Consider the following 17,328-nt stretch of genomic DNA (forward strand, 5'->3'; position numbering starts at 1 on the left):
TCAGTCCTTGAACGCCGAGGCTTCCCGCCGCTCCTCGACGTCCTTGTTGAGGAAGTAGTTGAGGCCCGTGCGGATCGCCGCGATGGCCGCCAGCTGGCCGATCTGGTCCCAGGTGGGGGCGATGGCGGTGCGGACGATGTCGGCGGCCAGCGCGAACTCCAGCGCCAGGATGATCCACCCGGCATAGGCGACGAAGATCGTCTGGCGCGCGCTGACGTCGCTCGCCCGTCCCCGCACCAGGGTGATGATCACGCGGGTCAGGGCCACGATCGAGCCGATGGCGATGCAGAGGACGCAAACCAGTTCCGTGGCCAGGGCGATGTGGCTGGCGAATTCCCGAAGAATCTCTTCCATGCGCGCGCCTTCGGTTTCGTGCTTCGGCGAGACGTCGGCGCCGCGACCGGCCGGACCGGGGGGGGGGCCGGGCCGTGCGGCCTAGTCCACCGCCATGGCGGCGGCGGCCAGCTTCTCGAGGTTCAGGTACTGCTCCTTCTCGACGGTCACGCCGACACCGAAGATCGTCCCGCCCTTGAAGGTGCCGGGCGTGACATAGTCCTCGCTGACCGCGTCGCCGCTGTCGCGCCCGATGCACAGGCCGTCGCCCGACAGGGTGAACTTGCCCAGCTGGGTCTTCATCGGCCCCTGGGCGGCGACCTCCTCGCCCACATAGAGCGTGGTCTTGCCGGTGGACTCGCCGTTCGGGCCTTCGCCTTCACGGATGAACTCCACACCCAGCGTCTGCTTGCCCGGCTTGAGCTTGCCCGAGACGAACTTCTGCTCGGGCTTGATGCCCAGGAAGTTGTAGACGTAGTGCAGCTTGCCGTCCTTGATGAACAGGCTGTGACCGCCGAAGCGCGAGCCGTGGGCGAAGATCACGCCTTCGGTCTGATCGGTGATCTCGACGTCGGCGATGATCTTGTAGGACCGCCCGCGCACATTGACCGCCACGCCTTCCGGCACCGGCGAGGTGCCGGGATAGTAGACATAGCGTTCACGCGGCGGTTCGGTGCTGGGTCGCTCCAGTCCCAGCAGTTCGGCGGCGCTGCGGTCGTCCAGCGGCAGAACGTTGTTGGCCTCGGCCTCCTCGAACCAGGCCTTGACCAGCGCCTGCAGCTTCTCGGGATGCTTGTCGGCCAGGTCGATCGATTCCGAGCGATCCACGTCGACGTGGTAGAGCTCCCAGTCGTCGTGGTCGAAGTGGCCCTTGCCGGTCAGCGGGGCGTGGATGGCCGCGGCCTTCCAGCCGTTCTCCCAGATGCCGCGCGTGCCCAGCATGGCGTAGTACTGGCGCTTCTTCGTCGTCGGCCCGTCGGCCGCGAAGCTGTACTTCATGGAGACGCCCGACAGCGCGTGCTGCTTCACGCCCCGATAGGTGTCTGGCATCTCGATGCCGATGCACTCGAGGATCGTCGGCACCAGGTCCACGGCGTGATGGTACTGGTTGCGCACCTCGCCCTTGGCCTTGATGCCCTTGGGCCAGGAGATGACCATCGGGCAGGCGGTGCCGCCGGCGTATTCCGAATAGCGCTTGAACATCTTGTAGGGCGCCGAGAACGCCGCCGCCCAACCGGTGGGATAGTGGTTGTAGGTCTCCGGCCCGCCCAGCACGTCGAGATACTTCATGTTCTCGCTCAGCTCGTCGGGATAGTTGTTGAAGAACTTGTTCTCGTTGACCGAGCCGTTCGGACCGCCCTCGCCCGATGCGCCGTTGTCGGAGCAGTAGAGGACGATCGTGTTCTCCAGCTGGCCGCTCTGTTCGAGATAGGCGACCAGTCGCCCGACCTGCTCGTCGGTGTATTCCGAGAAGCCGGCATAGACCTCGGCCATGCGGGAGAAGAGCTTCTTCTCCTCGGCGCTCAGCTCCTCCCACGGACGCACGTAGTCGCCGGCGTTGGCCTGGTCCTCGCGCATGGGGTTGAAGTCTTCCAGCTTGGTGTCAGCCGGCAGCAGGCCCTTCTCGATCATCCGCGGCACCACCCACCTGCGATAGGCGTCATAGCCGTCGTCGAACTTGCCCTTGTAGCGGTCGGCATATTCCTTGGGCGCGTGGTGCGGGGCGTGATTGGCGCCGGGGCACAGCCACATGAACCACGGCTTGGAAGGATTGCTGGCCTTCTGGTCGCGGATCATCTGCATGGCCTGGTCGACCAGGTCCTTGGACAGGTGATAGCCGTCTTCCGGCCCATAGGGCTGGTCGATGAACTTGTTGTCCTCGGTCAGGTCCGGATACCACTGGTTGGTCTCGCCGCCGAGGAAGCCATAGAAGCGGTCGAAGCCCTGCTGCAGCGGCCATTCCGACTTGGGCCCGCCCGCGCAGATATCCTGCTCCGGCACGTTGTGCTCCTTGCCCAGCCAGAAGGTGCTGTAGCCGTTCTCCTGCAACATGCTGCCGATGGTCATGCAGTCGTGCGGCAGGCGCCCGCTCCAGCCGGGGAAGCCGTTGGCGCCCTCGGTGATGCACGACATGCCGTTGAGGTGATGGTTGCGGCCCGTCAGGAAGCACGAGCGCGTGGGCGAGCACAGCGCCGTCGTGTGCCACTGGGTGTAGGTCAGGCCGTTGTCGGCCAGTTTCTGCAGGGTCGGCATGTTGATCGCGCCACCGTAGGCCTGCCAGGCCGCCTGGCCCGTGTCGTCGTAGAGGACGATCAGGACGTTGGGCGCGCCTTCGGGCGCCTTGGGCGGCAGGAACGGCTCCCAGTCCGCCTTGGAGTCGCGGATGTCGAGCTTGATCACGCCTTTGAAGGGTTTGTCGGCCACGGGAACCTCCGGAGGTTTACTGTGCGCGCCGGTCACCAGCCCTGGCGTTCGGCGCCGCGACTCCACCTCGGCCCCCGTAGCCGCGCCACCGGGTAAAACCCGGATCGGGACAGCCGACGATTGCTCTGGCGCCTCCGGAGAATTCCCGCGTTCGGCTTTGGCCTTCGGTCAAAGACCAGGCCGTCGGATAACGGAGGCTATCTTCCGGATGATGGCGCGATATCGCGCCCGCCGCCGACGTGATCGGTCGACAGATCAGCTCACCGGCGACGAGGCTGGACGTCTGCCGAGCCACGCCGCGACGTTCAGGGCGTAGCGGTGGGTGTCCGCCAGCGCCTTGGGTTCGCGGACCATGCCGTCGCCAGGCCGTTCGGACACGAAGCTCGGGCACCCCATCGACAGGTCCCAGTTGTAGTCGGTGAAGTGGTGGAAGGTGCTCTGCAGGATCGCGGGGCCGCCCGCCTCCCCTCGCTCGAACGCCACGGCGAGATTGAAGTCCCGGCCCGTGGCTTGGCTCCTTCCCTTCATGACGACGCGGGCCTCGGCGCCGTCGGGGACGACCACCGCGCCCTCGTGCGGGTGGGCCGGCAGGTAGCGCAGGATCCCGGCCGGCGACGATGGGTCGGAAAGGACCGAGTGCGCCGGTTCGACCACCTGGATCTCCTGATAATCGCCGTTGGCCCCGGACCGGTAGTTCGGCCACGAGATGGCCTGCGTCTCCTCGTCGTCGCGCACGTGACGGCTGTCGTCGGGCTCGAGGTTCTTGCTGTGAAACCGATGGCCCAAACCGACGCCGCCCAGGCTGCAGACCGACGAGCCCAGGTCCATATGGTCGCGCGTGACCATCAGGCCGCCGCCGGCGGCGTGGAAACGGGAGATCGCCTCGCAATCCTCGTCGGTAAGGCCGTCGCCGACATCCACCGCGAACAGCCACAGCTGATCGAAGTCGCTGTCGTCCAGCTCGGACAGGAGGGGGTCGGGAACGCCGACCGGTCCGCGATCCCGGGCCTCCACGGCGTACAACGGCCGCCCTTCGCCGTCCTTCGCGTCGGCCAGGAGGTCGCGCAACAGGCTGAAGCGCGCGATCGACCAGTCGTCCGCCATGGAAGGGATGGTGGTCTGCAGCAGAATGCGCGTCGGACGGGGGGTCATCGTGGTCTCCAACATCGTGCGACCCGAAACCGGATCGCACKAAATCCAGGAAAATGCGACCTCAGCGGCCCGAGGCGGCGTCTTCGATCAGGGCCGCGACCTTGTCGGGATGCGAGACCATCAGGGCGTGGGACGCGCCCTCGACCGCGACGGTCTTCCGCGCACCGGCCCGCTCGGCCATGAACCGCTGGGTCTGGGCCGGGATGTTGCGGTCCGCCGAGCCGTAGATCACGTAGKACGGCAGGCGCTTCCACGACGGCGCGCCGGCCATGTCGGACAGGGCCCGCCCGGTCACCGGACGCTGGGTCGCGGCCATCAGGGCCGCCGTGGCGGCGGGCACGTCGGCGGCGAACTGGTCGCGGAACTTGGCGGGCTGGATGTAGAAATCCTCGTCGCCGTCGGGCAGCACCACCGGCGCCAGCGCGGTGGCCAGCGTGCCGCCCGGGAACTTGCCGGAGAGCGACAGGGCCGACTCGCCCGCCTCGGGCAGGAAGCCGGCCACATAGACCAGCGCCTCGACGTTGCCGTTGCCGTTGGCCGCTTCGGTGATCACCTCGCCGCCGTAGGAATGGCCGACCAGGACGACCGGTCCGGGGATCGACTTGACCAGGGCCGACACCGTCTCGGCGTCCGAATTCAGGGCGCGCAGGGCGTTGGCCGCGGCCACGACGTGATAGCCGTCGCGGTTCAGCCGCGTCACCACGCCGTTCCAGCCCGAGGAGTCGGCGAAGGCGCCGTGGACGAGCACGATCGTCGGCTTCTCGCGGGGCGTTGCGGCCTGGACAGCCGCCGAGCCCGTCAGGGCGAGGGCGGTGGCCAGGGACAGGGCGGCCAGGGACAGGGCGGGAAGGAACTTGCGCATGGGATGTCTCCGTGGCGGCCGGGAGCGGCCTCTGCGCCAAGACTGCGGGGCCGCCCGCCCCGCGCCTATCTCGCGGAAGGGCCTGGCGGCCCCCTCCGAAAGTCTAGGGCGGACGCTCCCCGGGGTAGGGTCGGCGGGGCGCTAGAGCAGGCTCATGCCGCCGTCGACCCTGAGGTTGACGCCGTTGACGAAGCTGCCGGCGTCGGAGGCCAGGAACAGCGCCGCCTGGGCCAGTTCTTCCGGTCGGCCCAGACGACCCAGCGGGATGCCGACGGCCACCGCGCTTTCGAACGCCGCGCGCTCCGACGCCGGAACGCCCAGCTTGTCCAGGATGGCGGTGTCGGTCGGTCCCGGGCTCAGGACGTTCACCCGGACGCCGCGCGCCTTGAACTCCAGCGCCCAACTGCGCGCGAAAGCGTTGAGGGCCGCCTTCGAGCCGGCATAGACCGCGTGGCCGTCCAGCACCTTGTCGCTGGCGATCGAGCTGGTGAGGATGATCGCGCCGTTGTCGCGCAGCAGCGGCGCGATCTTCTGCACGCCGAAGAACACCGCCCGGGCGTTGATCGCGAACTGGGCGTCGTACTCGGCTTCGGAAACCTGGGACGAGGGCGTGATCGTGTTCACCCCGGCGTTGGCCATGTAGATGTCCACGCCGCCGAAGCGCTCGCGCGCCAGGTCGGCGACGTCCGCCTGGTGCGCGGGATCGGCGGTGTCGCCGACCAGGCCGACGGCTCGGGGTCCGATCTCGGCGACCGCGGCCTCGACCACGTCCGCGCGACGTCCGGTGATGATGACCGACGCGCCTTCCCGCGCGAAGAGCTTGGCCGTCTCCAGGCCGATGCCGCTGTTGCCGCCGGTGATCACCGCGACCTTGTCGATGAGGGAGTCCATTGGGCTTTCGCCTCCGGAAGAGTGTTTCGAGGCCCTCCAGATAGCCTTGACGCGAGATCAAATAAGTCGGCGAAATGGCAAGTTACTCATTCCATGATGGAATATATGACCGATCTGCTCGACAACGCGGCCGGGCTGACCGCCTTCATCAACACGGTCGAGACGGGCTCCTTCAGCGCGGCGGCGCGGCTGGCGGGCGCGACCCCGTCGTCGGTCTCCAAGAGCGTGGCCCGGCTGGAGCGGCGGCTGGGCGTCGTCCTGTTCACCCGCTCGACCCGCACCCTGAACCTGACCCTGGAAGGCGCGGCCTATTTCGAGCGCGTCATGCCGCTGCTGCGCGCCCTCGGCGAGGCGCAGGACGTCGTCCAGACCGCCGCCGTCGCCCAGGGCCGGCTTCGGGTTTCCCTGCCCAGCGACCTGGGCCGCCTGCTCATGGACCCCCTGACGCGGATCTTCCTGAAGCGACACCCTCGCATCCATCTGGAACTCCACATGAGCGACCGTCACGTCGACCTGATCCGCGAGGGCTATGACCTGGCCTTGAGGGTCGGCCAGGTGGACGACAGCGCGCTGACGATCCGGCCGCTGGGCCGGGCGCCACTGGTCCTGGTGGCCGCACCGGATCACCTGGACCAGTACGGACGGCCGCGAACGCTCGAGGCGTTGCKGGCCGCGCGCCACGTCCGCTATCGCCTGGACGGGCGGCCCTTCCCGATCACCTTCGCGGACGGCGCGACGCTGTCGCCGGACGGCGTCCTCGACTGCGATTCCGGCTTCGCCCTGAGAGCGGCGGCGATCAACGGCGTGGGGATCGCCCAGCTGATGCGTTGGACCGTGGATGAGGACCTGCGGGCCGGCCGGCTGGAGATCGTCATGCCAGACGCGCCCCTCCCCTCGGCGCCGCTGCAGATCCTCCACGCCTTCGGCCGCTTCCAGCCCCTTCGCGCGCGGCTGTTCGCCGACTTCGTGGCTGAACAGACCGCGGTGCTGGCGCGGGCGTCCAGCGGTCCCGCCACGACGCCGGACTAGCGCGCCCTATCCCTTGGCCCAGTCCAGGCAAGACCTTCGGCGAGATCGCCGGCCGCCCTCCGTACAGTTTCGACGCGCGCCCAGGTCCCGTACCCCTGGGACCAGCCGTTTCCTCAAGCCAGGCGCGAACGACATGACCTCTTCCCCATCCGACCCGACCTTCGAGATCGTCCGTGAACGGACGCGCGTGCGCGCGCTGTTCGAGGGCCACGACATCGCCGACAGCGACGACGTGGTCGTGGTGCATGAGGCGGGCCGCCCGTCGGTGCGCTACTTCCCGCGCAAGGACGTGTTCATGGTGTTCCTGAGCCAGACCGACAAGGTCACCCGCAACCCCGACAAGGGCGACGCGCGCTACTTCACGATCTACCGGGACCAGCACATCGTCGACAACGTGGCCTGGTCCTACGAGACGCCCAACGCGCCGTTCGCCGACATCGCCGGGCGCATCGCCTTCCGCCCCGAACACGTCGAGATCCAGGTGGACGGGCAATCGGCGGCCGAGACCGAGATTGACGACGAGGGCGTCGACATCGGCGAGGGGCGCTGAACCCGCCTCACGGCGTTCGGCGATCCTATACTTCCTATACCTATGTACAGTTCCGTTTAGACGGGCCGATTTCCTAACAACATCCCGCAGCCGTGTTAATCGGACGCGACAGGGATGATGAACGTAAGATTTTTTCCGATTTCATCTTACGGCCGACGAAACGGCAGGCGAGCATCCTACCTGTCCGGCTCACCCGCGCGACGTCGCGGCGTCCACAGCGCCGCGGCGTCGCGCACCCCCGGTCGAACGGCGCCGGGACCCTATACGCCGGGATAGTCCGGCCTGATCCTTTCGGCCAATCGACCCATCCCCACCCCCGCCCCTAGCCTTCCGATCCTGGGTTCTGGATCACGCCAAGGGGCGACGCACATGAAAATCGTGGTGGTGGGCGGCAGCGGCCGGATCGGCGGCAAGCTCGTCTATAATCTTCGTCAGGACGACTACCGCGTCCTGGAGGCCTCGCCGACCTTCGGCGTCGACACCCTGACCGAGGTCGGATTGGCCCGAGCGCTGGACGGCGCGACGGTGGTCGTCGACGTCACCCAGTCGCCGTCGCTGGACGGGTCGGCCGCCAAGGCCTTCTTCGAGACCTCGGGCCGCCACCTGCTCGCCGCCGGGCGCGCCGCCGGTGTTCGCCACCACATCGCCCTGTCGATCGTCGGCACCGACCGGCTGCAGGCCAGCGGCTACTTCCAGGCCAAGAAGATCCAGGAGGACCTGGTCAAGGCTTCCGGGATCCCGTTCACCATCCTGCGGTCGACCCAGTTCTTCGAGTTCATCACCGGCGTGGTGCAGGACGGCGCGACGCGTGACGTGGTGATCTCGCCGGCCCCCGTCCAGCCGATCGCCGGCGAGGACGTCGCCGAGGCCCTGGCCGACTTGGTCCTGGGCGCGCCGCTGAACGACACCGTCGAGGTCGCCGGCCCCGAGCGCTACCGCCTGGACGACCTGGCCACCCAGGTGCTGACCGCCTACGAGGACCCGCGCCGCGTCGTGGCCGACGTCCACGCCCCCTATTTCGGCGCCGAGCTCGACGAGCGGTCCCTGCTGCCGGGCGAGCGCCCGCGCATCGCCCCGACCCGCTTCTCCGACTRGCTGCGCCAGAGCCTGCAAGCCCCGGCCCCCGCCAGCCTCCACTCGAACCGGAAAGGTTGATCCCATGAAGATCGTTGTCACGGGCGGCGCGGGCGTCGTCGGGTCCAAGGTCGTCGAAATCCTGGCGCGCCAGGGCCACCAGGTCACATCCGCCTCGCAGAGGACGGGCGTCGACGTCATCACGGGCGAGGGTCTGGAGGAGGCCCTGGTCGGGGCCGAGGTCGTCATCGACGTCGTCAACCCGCCGACCTACGACGACGAGACGTCGCTGCGGTTCTTCGAGACCTCCAGCCGCAACATCCTGGCGGCGGCCGCCTCCAACGACGTGCGCCACTATGCGGCCCTGTCGATCGTCGGTTCCGAGCGCCTGCCGGAGATCGGCTACTTCCGCGCCAAGCTCCTGCAGGAGTCGCTGATCAAGGCGTCCGGCGTGCCGTACACGATCGTCCGCTCGACCCAGTTCTTCGAGTTCCTGGACGCGGTGGTCGCGGACGGCGCGCGCGGCGACGAAATCCGCCTGCCGCCGGCCCGCGTCCAGTTCATCGCCGCCCACGACGCCGCCGCGGCCCTGGCCGACATCGCCGACCGCGCGCCGGCCAACGACACCCTCGAGGTGGCCGGCCCGGACCCGTTTCGGCTGGACGAGCTGGCGCGGCTGTACATGGCCGCGCGCGGCGACGCCCGTCGCGTCACGGCCGATCCCGAGGCGCGCTATTTCGGCGCGCGGCTCGACGACCAGACCCTGATCGCGGGCGCGGTCCCGCGGTTCGGCCACACCGAATTCGACGCCTGGCTGCGGGAGCGGACCGCGCGATAGGCGCGCCGTCCCCGTCTCCCTTCTCACGCAAGGATCATCGCCATGACCGACGCCGCCCCCACCACCGAAGGCCAACTGCGCACGCTGTTCCCGGGCCTTCCCCAATCGCCCTTGATCAGCCGGGCCTTCAACCACGCCCGCGACCGCTGCCCCGCCTTCCTGTTCAACCACGTCGCCCGCTCGTGGATGTTCGCGGTCAAGCTCGCCGCCCTGGAGGCCGTCGCCCACGACGCCGAGGTCCTGGCGGTGTCGACCCTGCTGCACGACCTGGGACTGACCGAGCACGGCTCTGGGCCCAACCGCTTCGAGGTCAACGGCGCCGAAGTCGCCCGGGCGTTCGTGCGCGAGCAGGGCTTCGACGACCGCCGCGCCCAGCTGATCTGGGACAGCATCGCCCTGCACGGCACGCCGTCGATCGGCGTGTTCAAGGAGCCGGAGGTCGCGCTGTGCGCGCGCGGGATCGGGGCCGACTTCGGCACGCCGGACAACGACCTGCTGGGCGTCTCGACGATGACCCTGGCCATCGCCGCCGCGCCCCGCCTGGACATGAAGCGCCAGTTCACCGCCTGCGTCTGCCACCTGGCCAAGACCCGGCCCGAGACCACCTACGCCAACTTCATCCGCGATTTCGGCGAGCGGCTGGTCCCCGGCTACAAGGCGCCGTCCTGGGTCGACGTGATCGCCAACGGCCCGTTCGCGGAATAGAAAAACGGGCGGCCGTCGAGCCGCCCGTCCTCCCTCATCACGACTGACGAAGGCCGCTAGTCGGCGGCCATGGACTCGTTGAGCCAGTCCTCGAAGGTGGTCTCGCCCAGGATCGCGTCGGGCTCCGGCGTCAGGGAACGCTCCTCCAGGCGGGCGCCGAAATAGAGCGCCTCGGGGTCGGCGACGACGTTGCGCGGGTCCTGCTGGGCGTCCAGGTACTGCTCGGCGAACACGTCCAGGCGGAAGGCCTCGGGGCCGGCGATCTCGATCATGCCGTTGACGGGAGCGCCAACCACGGTCCGCGCCAGGATGGCGGCGACGTCGTCGGCCGCGATCGGCTGGATCTGGACCGGCGGCAGGCGGATGGCGTCGCCAGCGGCCGCCGAGTGGACGATGCCCCCGACGAACTGGAAGAACTGCGTCGACCGCACGATCGTCCAGGGCGTCGGCGAGGCCTTGATCAAGGCTTCCTGCGCCAGCTTGGCGCGGAAATAGCCGCTGGCCTGCAGGCGTTCGGTCCCCACCACCGACAGGGCGACGTGATGCCTGACGCCGGCGACCTGTTCGGCGGCCAGCAGGTTGCGGCCGGCGGTCTGGAAGAAGGCCATGGCCGCGTCGTCCTCGAACGAGGGCGAGTTGGCGACGTCGACCACGACGTCCGCGCCGGCCAACGCCTCGGCCAGGCCTTCGCCGGTCAGGGTGTTGACCCCGGTGTTGGGCGCGGCGGCGATCGCCTCGTGCCCCATGCGGGTCAGGTTGGCGACGGTCTTCGACCCGATGAGGCCGGTTCCACCGATGACGACGATCTTCATGTCAGGTCTCCTTGACGGTTGTCCGGAGAGGTATCGCGCGTCTCTTGGCGCATGGAACGCTATCCATACCGCCAAGTCCGGCGACCAAAGCTAGACCCCCGGGCGGTCCGGGGACAGGACGGCGGCGGGGCCGTCCTGTCCCCAGGGAGGGCGCGACCTGTCGGAAGGGCGTAGGTCCATCCGCCGGCCGGACGATGGCCGGCGCCCCTGGCGGCCCGGCAAGGTCGGATCACTTCAACCCCACCGAAGGATCCAACATGACCCCGCGCTTCGCCCCGTTCAAAATCGTCCCGGACCTCACCAACGCCCTGATCGCCGTCGAGAAGGCCCTGGGCGCAACCGACATCGAGCACGGCCTGGCCGAGCTGGTGAAGATCCGCGCCTCGCAGATCAACGGCTGCGCCTTCTGCGTCCACATGCACGTGACCGACGCCAAGGCGCACGGCGAAACCGACATGCGCCTGTTCCTGCTGGACACCTGGCGCGAGTCCCCGCTGTTCACCGACCGCGAGCGCGCCGCCCTGGCCTGGACCGAGTCCCTGACGCGGATCGCCAAGACCGGCGCGTCGGACGCCGACTACGACCTGGTCAAGAGCCAGTTCACCGAGGTCGAGATCGCGACCCTGTCGGTGATGATCGGCCAGATCAACACCTGGAACCGCCTGCAGGTGGCCGCCCGCGCCGTCCACCCCGTCCAGCCGGCCACCGCGGCCGCCTAGGCCTCGAGCTCCGAAGCGATCCGCCTGTGCTTCGGACCCGCGGAGACGCGCGCCGATCCATCCCCCCCAAGGCGCGATGCGGCTCCGCTGCGCCCCGGCTCGTCACCGCGAGCCGGGGCGTGACTCTTCCCCTCCATGCCCTCGAAAGGAGACCCCATGCTCAAGCCCATCCTCATCGGCCTGGCCGTCGTGCTCGGCGTCGCCGCCCTGGCCAACGGCGTCTTCATGCTGGCCTCGCCCGAGGGCTGGTATTTCGCCGTGCCGGGCGTGACGACGACCGGGTCGTTCAACCAGCACTTCATCCGCGACATCGGCATCGTCTTCCTGTTCATCGGGGCCGGCTTCCTGACGGGCGCGTTCCAGCCGCACCTGCGACTGTTCGCTTGGAGCGCGCCGACGATCTGGCTTTCCGGCCACGCCCTGTTCCACTTCTGGGAGGTGGCCGTGGGCATCTGCTCGGCCTCGGCGCTCGGCCGGGACTTCCCGGCCGTGACCCTGCCGGCCCTGCTGGGCTGGGTGCTGACGGCCTGGGCGCTGAGGCGGGCGCGGATCGACGGCGCGCGCTAGGGCGGCCCGTTTCCCCGTCCCCTTCGCATCCACGACCAGAGCCGCCGCGCTCCCCCTGGGGCGCGGCGGTTTCGCGTCGTTCGCACGCCGAACCGCCGCGCGACCTATACGGCCGCATAGGGTCGCCAAACCTACGCCCAGCCCGCCCAGACCAAGGGACGGATGGGGCCGCCGGTCGCCGCCGCCTAGGGTCCGGTCATCAGGCAACGGCCGAACGGCGGCCGGCGGAGACCACCCCATGACCCTTCATTCGGCGACCTTCACGCCCATGGGCGCGCCCACGGAACGGCCGCGCGGCGACACCGCCTCGGTGATCGACCAGCTGCTGCGGAGCTTCGCGGACCTCGGCGCCGCTCCGGCCGAGGGCGAGCCCGACCCCGGCGCGGACCGTCGCCGCGCCCTGCCCCCCGGCGCCAAGCTGCCCCTCTGGCGCGTGAGGAAGATTGAACGCTTCATCGTGGCGAACCTGGATCGGGCGCTGAGCCTGGAGATCCTGGCCTCTCAGGTCCACCTCAGCTGCAGCCACTTCGCGCGGGCCTGCAAGAACACCCTGGGCCTGACGCCGCGCCAGCTGGTGCTGCGTCACCGGATCGAGCGCGCCCAGACGCTGCTGCGCGACACGGCCATCCCGCTCAGCCAGATCGCCCTGATCTGCGGCTTCGCCGACCACGCCCATTTCTCGCGGCAGTTCCGCCAGGAGGTCGAAGCGACCCCGCTCGACTGGCGCCGCCGCAACCGCGCCCCCTCCAACTGAAGAGACATCGCCATGAACCAGCCAGATCACCAGGCCACGCGCCGTGTCGTAATGACCGCCGGCCTCGGCCTCGCCGCCACGGCGGTCGCGGCCGGCCTTCCCTCGAGCGGCGGCGCCCGCGCGAACACCCCCTCCCCCCAAAGCACAGGAACCAACACCATGGGCAGCGGCTTCGTCACCACCAAGGACGGCACCCAGATCTTCTACAAGGACTGGGGTCCCAAGACCGCCCAGCCGATCGTCTTCCACCACRGTTGGCCGCTGTCGGCGGACGACTGGGACAACCAGATGCTGTTCTTCCTGGCCCAGGGCTATCGCGTGATCGCCCATGACCGGCGCGGCCACGGCCGCTCGAGCCAGACCGACACCGGCAACGAGATGGACACCTACGCCGCCGACCTGGCGGCGGTGACCAACCACCTGGGCCTGAAGAACGCCATCCACGTCGGCCATTCGACGGGCGGCGGCGAGGCGGCGCGCTACGTCGCCCGCTACGGCGGCGCCGGTCGCGTGGCCAAGCTGGTGCTGATCGGCGCGGTGCCGCCGATCATGGTCAAGACGCCGGACAACCCGGGCGGCCTGCCGATCGAGGTGTTCGACGGCCTGCGCGACGCCCTGGCCGCCAACCGCAGCCAGTTCTACAAGGACCTGCCCTCGGGCCCGTTCTACGGCTTCAACCGCCCCGGCGCGAAGGTCAGCCAGGCGATCGTCGACAACTGGTGGCGTCAAGGCATGATGGGCGGCGCCAAGGCGCAGTACGACTGCATCGCCGCCTTCTCGGCCACCGACTTCACCACCGACCTCAAGACGATCGACGCGCCGGTGCTGCTGATGCACGGCGAGGACGATCAGATCGTCCCGATCGCCGACGCCGCCCTGATCGGGATCAAGCTGCTGAAGAAGGGCTCGCTGAAGGTCTATCCGGGCCTGCCGCACGGCATGTGCACGACGCACGCCGAGATCATCAATCCAGACCTGCTGGCCTTCTTCAAGAGCTGACGGGACCCGGCCCGGAAGCGCCTCCCCCGATGGAGGCGCTTCCTTCGGGCCGGACCCTTCCAGTGACCATGGACCTCTCGAAAACGGGATCAGCACAGGGAATTGCGATGAACCGCGGGTCAGCGCATGGTGAGGTCGCCTTGCAGGCGCGTCGCCTGGGGCGCGACCGGGAGACCTTGCCGATCACCGCCCTCGACCCCGAGACCGATCATGTCCTGGCGGGCCGGGCCGTATCACTGCGAAACGCGCTCGCGCGCTATTTCCAGCGCCGGGTCCAGGACGCCAGTGAGGTGGACGATCTGGTCCAGGAGGTCTTCCTGCGCATCGTGCGACGCGGCGACGCCGGCGAGCTCGAGAAACTGGAAGGCTACGTCTTCAAGACCGCCGCCAGCGTGCTGGCGGATCGGGCGCGGCGCCGCAAGGTCCGCCAGGCCGACCGCCACGTTCCCTTCGAGCCCGACTTCCACGCCGGCGAGGCGCCCGGCCCCGAGCGGACCCTGATCGGGCTGGAAACCCTCGAGACGATCGGCGTGGCCCTGCTCGAACTGCCGGAGCGGACGCGCCGGGTGTTCATCCTGCGCCGGATCGAGGGCCTTTCCGCCTCGGAAATCGCCCGAAGGCTGGGCGTCTCGCCCACCGCCGTGGACAAGCACATGCTCAAAGCGGTTCGCCACATCCTGGCGCGAACGAGGGACGACCGATGACCCATCCCCTTGCCCAGGTCGACCAGGACGCCGCCGAAGAGGCCGCCGCCGTGTGGCTGCTGCGACGCGACGCCGGCCAGGACGTCGAAGGCGATCCCCAGTTTGTCGCCTGGCGCGACGGCGCGCCGGAGAACGCGCGGGCCTGGGCGCACGCCGCCACGATCTGGCAGGCCGCCGGCCAGCCGTCAGGCGACGATCCGCTGTTCGCCGCCCTGAGGCGCGACGCCCTGCAGGCGCGGCCTGATCGCCGGCCCTTCATGGCGGTCGCGGCCGCGATCGCGGYGGTCGCGATCGTCACGATCGGACTGGCCTGGACCCAGCTGTCGCCGCGCTTCACGACCGCGCCGGCCCAGCCCGGCCCAGCCGCCGACGCGACGCCGACCTTCGCCGTCGCCGCCGGCCCGCCGAACAGCTTCGCGCTGCCGGACGGGAGCCGCGTCACGCTGAACGCCAATTCCGCGATCGCCGTCGACTATCGGGCCGACAGCCGCGCCGTGCGCCTGCTGCGCGGCCAGGCCTATTTCAGCGTCGTCCACGACGCGCGGCGCCCCTTCACCGTGGCAGCGCGGACGCGGACGATCACCGACCTGGGCACCGAGTTCGACGTGCGGCTGGGCGGCGACACCATGACGGTCACCCTCGCCAAGGGCGCGGTCGCCGTGTCGGCGCTTCCTGGGCGCAACGCCGTCAGGCTCTCGGCGCCTGGCCAGCAGCTGACCGCGGAGGGCGCCCGGGCGGATACGGTCGCCCACGTGGACCTGACGGACGTCCTGGCCTGGCGGACCCGCCTGCTGGAATTTTCCGAGACGCCGCTGGCCCAGGCCGTCGCCGAGGTCAACCGCTACGGCGGCCCGTCCGCCAGGATCGTGGACCCCGCCGCCGCGGCGTTGCCCGTGAGCGGCCAGTACCGCGCCGGCGACCCCACACGCTTCGCMCAGTCGCTGGCCGAGGTCTATCCCGTCCGCGTGCGAACACGCAGCGACGGCGGCGCGGACATCGCCGCGCGCTAGCGACGTCACGGTCGCGCGGGGTCATCTCAAAAAAATTTACCGCGCGGGGTGTGAGATCGGGCGCGGGCTACGTTCTTGGTGGGCAGGAGGGCTTCCCATGCCTGCACTGCTCAAGATCGACGCCTATCGCAGAACCCCGGTCGCGGCCACGCCCGACCGCCCCCTGTCCCGCCCTGAGCCCCCTTCGGGTCAGAGCGACGGCTACGACAATCCGGTCGTCCTGGTGGTCGACGACGACGACGAGGTCCGCGCGTCGCTCTGCGAACTCCTGGAGTCGGTCGGCATCGCCGCGGTTGGGTTCGGCGCGGCCAACCGGCTTCTCGAGACCGACCTGCTCGACGCGCCCGGCTGTCTGATCCTCGACGTCCGCATGCCGGGCCTCAGCGGCCTGGCGTTCCAGGAACAGCTGATCGCCCGCGGCGTCGGCAAGCCGATCATCTTCCTCACCGGACACGGCGACATCCCGATGACCGCCAAGGCCATGAAGGCGGGCGCGGCGGACTTCCTCACCAAGCCCGTGCGCGACCAGACCCTGCTCGACGCCGTCGCCCTGGCCCTCGCGGCGGACGTCCGGCAACGGGTCGAGAACCGCTCCAGGCGCCAGGCCCTGGACCTCTACGCCACGCYTACCCYGCGCGAACGCCAAGTCCTGGAAGCGGTCGCCCAGGGCCGCCTCAACAAGTGCATCGCCTTCGACCTCGGCATCAGCGAGGTGACGGTCAAGCTCCACCGCAGCAGCGTCATGCGGAAGATGGGCGCCCGGTCGGTCGCCGACCTGGTCCGCGCCTKGCAGTCGCTGCCGGTCGACGCCCAGCGGGAAATCGCCCATGAGCCCGCTTGACCGGACGCCGCTCCAGGCGGCGCTGTTGACGCTGGACGGCCACGCCCTGGATCGCGCGATCGACCAAGGCGGCGCCCAAGCGGTCGATCTGGTCTGCGACGAGGTCCGCATCATCGACGCCAATCCGCGCGCGGCGGCGTTGTTCGGAAGCGACGACAGGACCGCGCTCTTGGGTCCGATGGGACGCCTGTTCGCCGCGACGCCCGGGGCCGCGGGCCGGGTCGTCGCCGCGCGACTGGCCGGGCGCGCCGAACATGTCGAGGACATCACGATCCGCCGGTTCGACGGCGGGGCCCTGGACGTGCTGCTGCAGGTGACGTTCCCGCCGCGCGGGGCGCCGACGACGTCGATCCTTGTCCTGATGATCGACGTTACGGACCGGTTGCGTGGCGATGTGTTGCTGTCGTCCATCGCGCACGAGGTCCAACAGCCGCTCTCGGCCATCGCCACCAACGCCGACGCCGCCCTGCGATGGCTCGACCGCGACACGCCGCCCCTGGAAAAGGTCCGCCCGCTCCTGACCCGCATCGGCGCCAACGCCCACCGGGCCGGCGATCTCCTGCGGAGCCTTCGGACGGCTCGCGACGGCCGCCCGGCGCACGACGCGCTCGACGTCAACGCCGTGGTCGCCGAGACCTGCGAACTGGTCCGTCACGACGCCGGGGACCGCCGGATCGGGCTGGACCTCGCCCTGGCCGGCGCCTCCCCCCTCGTACGCGGGGACCGGATCCAGCTTCAGCAGGTCGTCTTCAATCTGCTCGTGAACGCCGTCCAGGCGATCGACCGGTCGACGGTCCGGCGGCGACGGGTCAGCGTCAGCACCGCGATCGGCGACGACGGGGTCCGCCTTTCCGTGACGGACACCGGTCCCGGCGTCCCCCCCAGCGACCTCGATCGGATCTTCGCGCGCGCCTTCACGACCAAGCCCGACGGCATGGGCCTGGGCCTGGCCCTCTGCCGGTCGATCGTGGAGGCCCACAGCGGCTCGATCCACGCTTCGAACGCCCCCGGCGGCGGCGCCCGGTTCGACGTCGTCCTGCCCGCCGCGTCCGGTGGCTGACGCC

Annotated in this window: 19 protein-coding genes; 13 read left to right on the forward strand and 6 right to left on the reverse strand. The window is 69.7% G+C overall.

The window, feature by feature from the left end; genetic code table 11:
* The 5 genes from AC1U89_RS13590 to AC1U89_RS13610 all read right to left on the reverse strand — a co-directional run bounded on the left by AC1U89_RS13590 (position 1) and on the right by AC1U89_RS13610 (position 5,662).
* Positions 1–354 (reverse strand): DUF1622 domain-containing protein, encoded by a 354-nt coding sequence (locus AC1U89_RS13590; protein ID WP_479900222.1) that lies wholly within the window; start codon positions 352–354, stop codon positions 1–3.
* 81 nt (positions 355–435) lie between these two features.
* On the reverse strand, positions 436–2,757 hold the full coding sequence (locus AC1U89_RS13595; RefSeq protein ID WP_479900223.1) for an arylsulfatase: 2,322 nt from the start codon (positions 2,755–2,757) through the stop codon (positions 436–438).
* A gap of 255 nt (positions 2,758–3,012) precedes the next feature.
* On the reverse strand, positions 3,013–3,909 hold the full coding sequence (locus tag AC1U89_RS13600) for a hypothetical protein (protein ID WP_479900224.1): 897 nt from the start codon (positions 3,907–3,909) through the stop codon (positions 3,013–3,015).
* Positions 3,910–3,970: 61 nt separating this feature from the next.
* Positions 3,971–4,771, reverse strand: a complete 801-nt coding sequence (locus tag AC1U89_RS13605) for an alpha/beta fold hydrolase (RefSeq protein ID WP_479900225.1) — start codon at positions 4,769–4,771, stop codon at positions 3,971–3,973.
* Between the two features lie 141 nt (positions 4,772–4,912).
* Positions 4,913–5,662, reverse strand: a complete 750-nt coding sequence (locus AC1U89_RS13610; protein WP_479900226.1) for an SDR family NAD(P)-dependent oxidoreductase — start codon at positions 5,660–5,662, stop codon at positions 4,913–4,915.
* Positions 5,663–5,767: 105 nt separating this feature from the next.
* Between AC1U89_RS13610 and AC1U89_RS13615 the strand changes: the two genes are divergently transcribed.
* The 5 genes from AC1U89_RS13615 to AC1U89_RS13635 all read left to right on the forward strand — a co-directional run bounded on the left by AC1U89_RS13615 (position 5,768) and on the right by AC1U89_RS13635 (position 9,858).
* Positions 5,768–6,691, forward strand: coding sequence for a LysR family transcriptional regulator (locus AC1U89_RS13615; protein ID WP_479900227.1), 924 nt, complete (start codon positions 5,768–5,770; stop codon positions 6,689–6,691).
* A gap of 133 nt (positions 6,692–6,824) precedes the next feature.
* Positions 6,825–7,241 carry a DUF427 domain-containing protein gene (locus AC1U89_RS13620; RefSeq protein WP_479900228.1) on the forward strand — a complete coding sequence of 139 codons (417 nt, stop codon included), beginning with the start codon at positions 6,825–6,827 and terminating at the stop codon, positions 7,239–7,241.
* A 369-nt stretch (positions 7,242–7,610) separates the two neighbouring features.
* On the forward strand, positions 7,611–8,396 hold the full coding sequence (locus AC1U89_RS13625; protein WP_479900229.1) for an SDR family oxidoreductase: 786 nt from the start codon (positions 7,611–7,613) through the stop codon (positions 8,394–8,396).
* A 4-nt stretch (positions 8,397–8,400) separates the two neighbouring features.
* Positions 8,401–9,153, forward strand: a complete 753-nt coding sequence (locus AC1U89_RS13630; RefSeq protein ID WP_479900230.1) for an SDR family oxidoreductase — start codon at positions 8,401–8,403, stop codon at positions 9,151–9,153.
* A 42-nt stretch (positions 9,154–9,195) separates the two neighbouring features.
* A complete protein-coding gene (locus tag AC1U89_RS13635) occupies positions 9,196–9,858 on the forward strand; it encodes an HD domain-containing protein (protein WP_479900231.1) in 663 nt (220 codons plus the stop codon).
* A 56-nt stretch (positions 9,859–9,914) separates the two neighbouring features.
* On the opposite strand, the gene AC1U89_RS13640 is transcribed toward AC1U89_RS13635, so the two are convergent.
* Positions 9,915–10,670 (reverse strand): SDR family oxidoreductase, encoded by a 756-nt coding sequence (locus AC1U89_RS13640; RefSeq protein WP_479900232.1) that lies wholly within the window; start codon positions 10,668–10,670, stop codon positions 9,915–9,917.
* Between the two features lie 257 nt (positions 10,671–10,927).
* Between AC1U89_RS13640 and AC1U89_RS13645 the strand changes: the two genes are divergently transcribed.
* The 8 genes from AC1U89_RS13645 (at position 10,928) to AC1U89_RS13680 (ending at position 17,324) form a co-directional block, all read left to right on the forward strand.
* Positions 10,928–11,389, forward strand: coding sequence for a carboxymuconolactone decarboxylase family protein (locus tag AC1U89_RS13645; protein WP_479900233.1), 462 nt, complete (start codon positions 10,928–10,930; stop codon positions 11,387–11,389).
* A 156-nt stretch (positions 11,390–11,545) separates the two neighbouring features.
* Entirely contained in the window at positions 11,546–11,956 is a 411-nt protein-coding gene (locus AC1U89_RS13650) for a hypothetical protein (RefSeq protein ID WP_479900234.1), read from the forward strand.
* A 238-nt stretch (positions 11,957–12,194) separates the two neighbouring features.
* On the forward strand, positions 12,195–12,710 hold the full coding sequence (locus AC1U89_RS13655) for a helix-turn-helix domain-containing protein (protein ID WP_479900235.1): 516 nt from the start codon (positions 12,195–12,197) through the stop codon (positions 12,708–12,710).
* Positions 12,711–12,869: 159 nt separating this feature from the next.
* The gene (locus tag AC1U89_RS13660) at positions 12,870–13,709 is read left to right on the forward strand and encodes an alpha/beta fold hydrolase (protein ID WP_479900236.1); all 840 of its coding nucleotides are present in this window, start codon (positions 12,870–12,872) and stop codon (positions 13,707–13,709) included.
* 68 nt (positions 13,710–13,777) lie between these two features.
* On the forward strand, positions 13,778–14,413 hold the full coding sequence (locus AC1U89_RS13665) for an RNA polymerase sigma factor (RefSeq protein WP_479900282.1): 636 nt from the start codon (positions 13,778–13,780) through the stop codon (positions 14,411–14,413).
* Positions 14,410–15,423 (forward strand): FecR family protein, encoded by a 1,014-nt coding sequence (locus AC1U89_RS13670; RefSeq protein ID WP_479900237.1) that lies wholly within the window; start codon positions 14,410–14,412, stop codon positions 15,421–15,423. The genes AC1U89_RS13665 and AC1U89_RS13670 overlap by 4 nt, the downstream gene beginning before the upstream one ends.
* A 97-nt stretch (positions 15,424–15,520) precedes the next feature.
* On the forward strand, positions 15,521–16,264 hold the full coding sequence (locus AC1U89_RS13675) for a response regulator transcription factor (protein ID WP_479900238.1): 744 nt from the start codon (positions 15,521–15,523) through the stop codon (positions 16,262–16,264).
* Complete coding sequence (locus AC1U89_RS13680; RefSeq protein WP_479900239.1) at positions 16,251–17,324, forward strand: ATP-binding protein; 1,074 nt, start codon at positions 16,251–16,253, stop codon at positions 17,322–17,324. The genes AC1U89_RS13675 and AC1U89_RS13680 overlap by 14 nt, the downstream gene beginning before the upstream one ends.
* The last annotated feature ends 4 nt before the right edge of the window (positions 17,325–17,328 follow it).

The organism is Caulobacter sp. 05T431 (assembly GCF_056665975.1).

Excerpts from the sequence above, each read along its gene's own strand:
- AC1U89_RS13590 (WP_479900222.1), bottom strand. The coding sequence starts at position 354 with ATGGAAGAGATTCTTCGGGAATTCGCCAGCCACATCGCCCTGGCCACG.
- AC1U89_RS13600 (WP_479900224.1), bottom strand. The coding sequence starts at position 3,909 with ATGACCCCCCGTCCGACGCGCATTCTGCTGCAGACCACCATCCCTTCC.
- AC1U89_RS13610 (WP_479900226.1), bottom strand. The coding sequence starts at position 5,662 with ATGGACTCCCTCATCGACAAGGTCGCGGTGATCACCGGCGGCAACAGC.
- AC1U89_RS13620 (WP_479900228.1), top strand. The coding sequence starts at position 6,825 with ATGACCTCTTCCCCATCCGACCCGACCTTCGAGATCGTCCGTGAACGG.
- AC1U89_RS13630 (WP_479900230.1), top strand. The coding sequence starts at position 8,401 with ATGAAGATCGTTGTCACGGGCGGCGCGGGCGTCGTCGGGTCCAAGGTC.
- AC1U89_RS13635 (WP_479900231.1), top strand. The coding sequence starts at position 9,196 with ATGACCGACGCCGCCCCCACCACCGAAGGCCAACTGCGCACGCTGTTC.
- AC1U89_RS13640 (WP_479900232.1), bottom strand. The coding sequence starts at position 10,670 with ATGAAGATCGTCGTCATCGGTGGAACCGGCCTCATCGGGTCGAAGACC.
- AC1U89_RS13645 (WP_479900233.1), top strand. The coding sequence starts at position 10,928 with ATGACCCCGCGCTTCGCCCCGTTCAAAATCGTCCCGGACCTCACCAAC.
- AC1U89_RS13650 (WP_479900234.1), top strand. The coding sequence starts at position 11,546 with ATGCTCAAGCCCATCCTCATCGGCCTGGCCGTCGTGCTCGGCGTCGCC.
- AC1U89_RS13655 (WP_479900235.1), top strand. The coding sequence starts at position 12,195 with ATGACCCTTCATTCGGCGACCTTCACGCCCATGGGCGCGCCCACGGAA.
- AC1U89_RS13665 (WP_479900282.1), top strand. The coding sequence starts at position 13,778 with ATGGACCTCTCGAAAACGGGATCAGCACAGGGAATTGCGATGAACCGC.
- AC1U89_RS13680 (WP_479900239.1), top strand. The coding sequence starts at position 16,251 with ATGAGCCCGCTTGACCGGACGCCGCTCCAGGCGGCGCTGTTGACGCTG.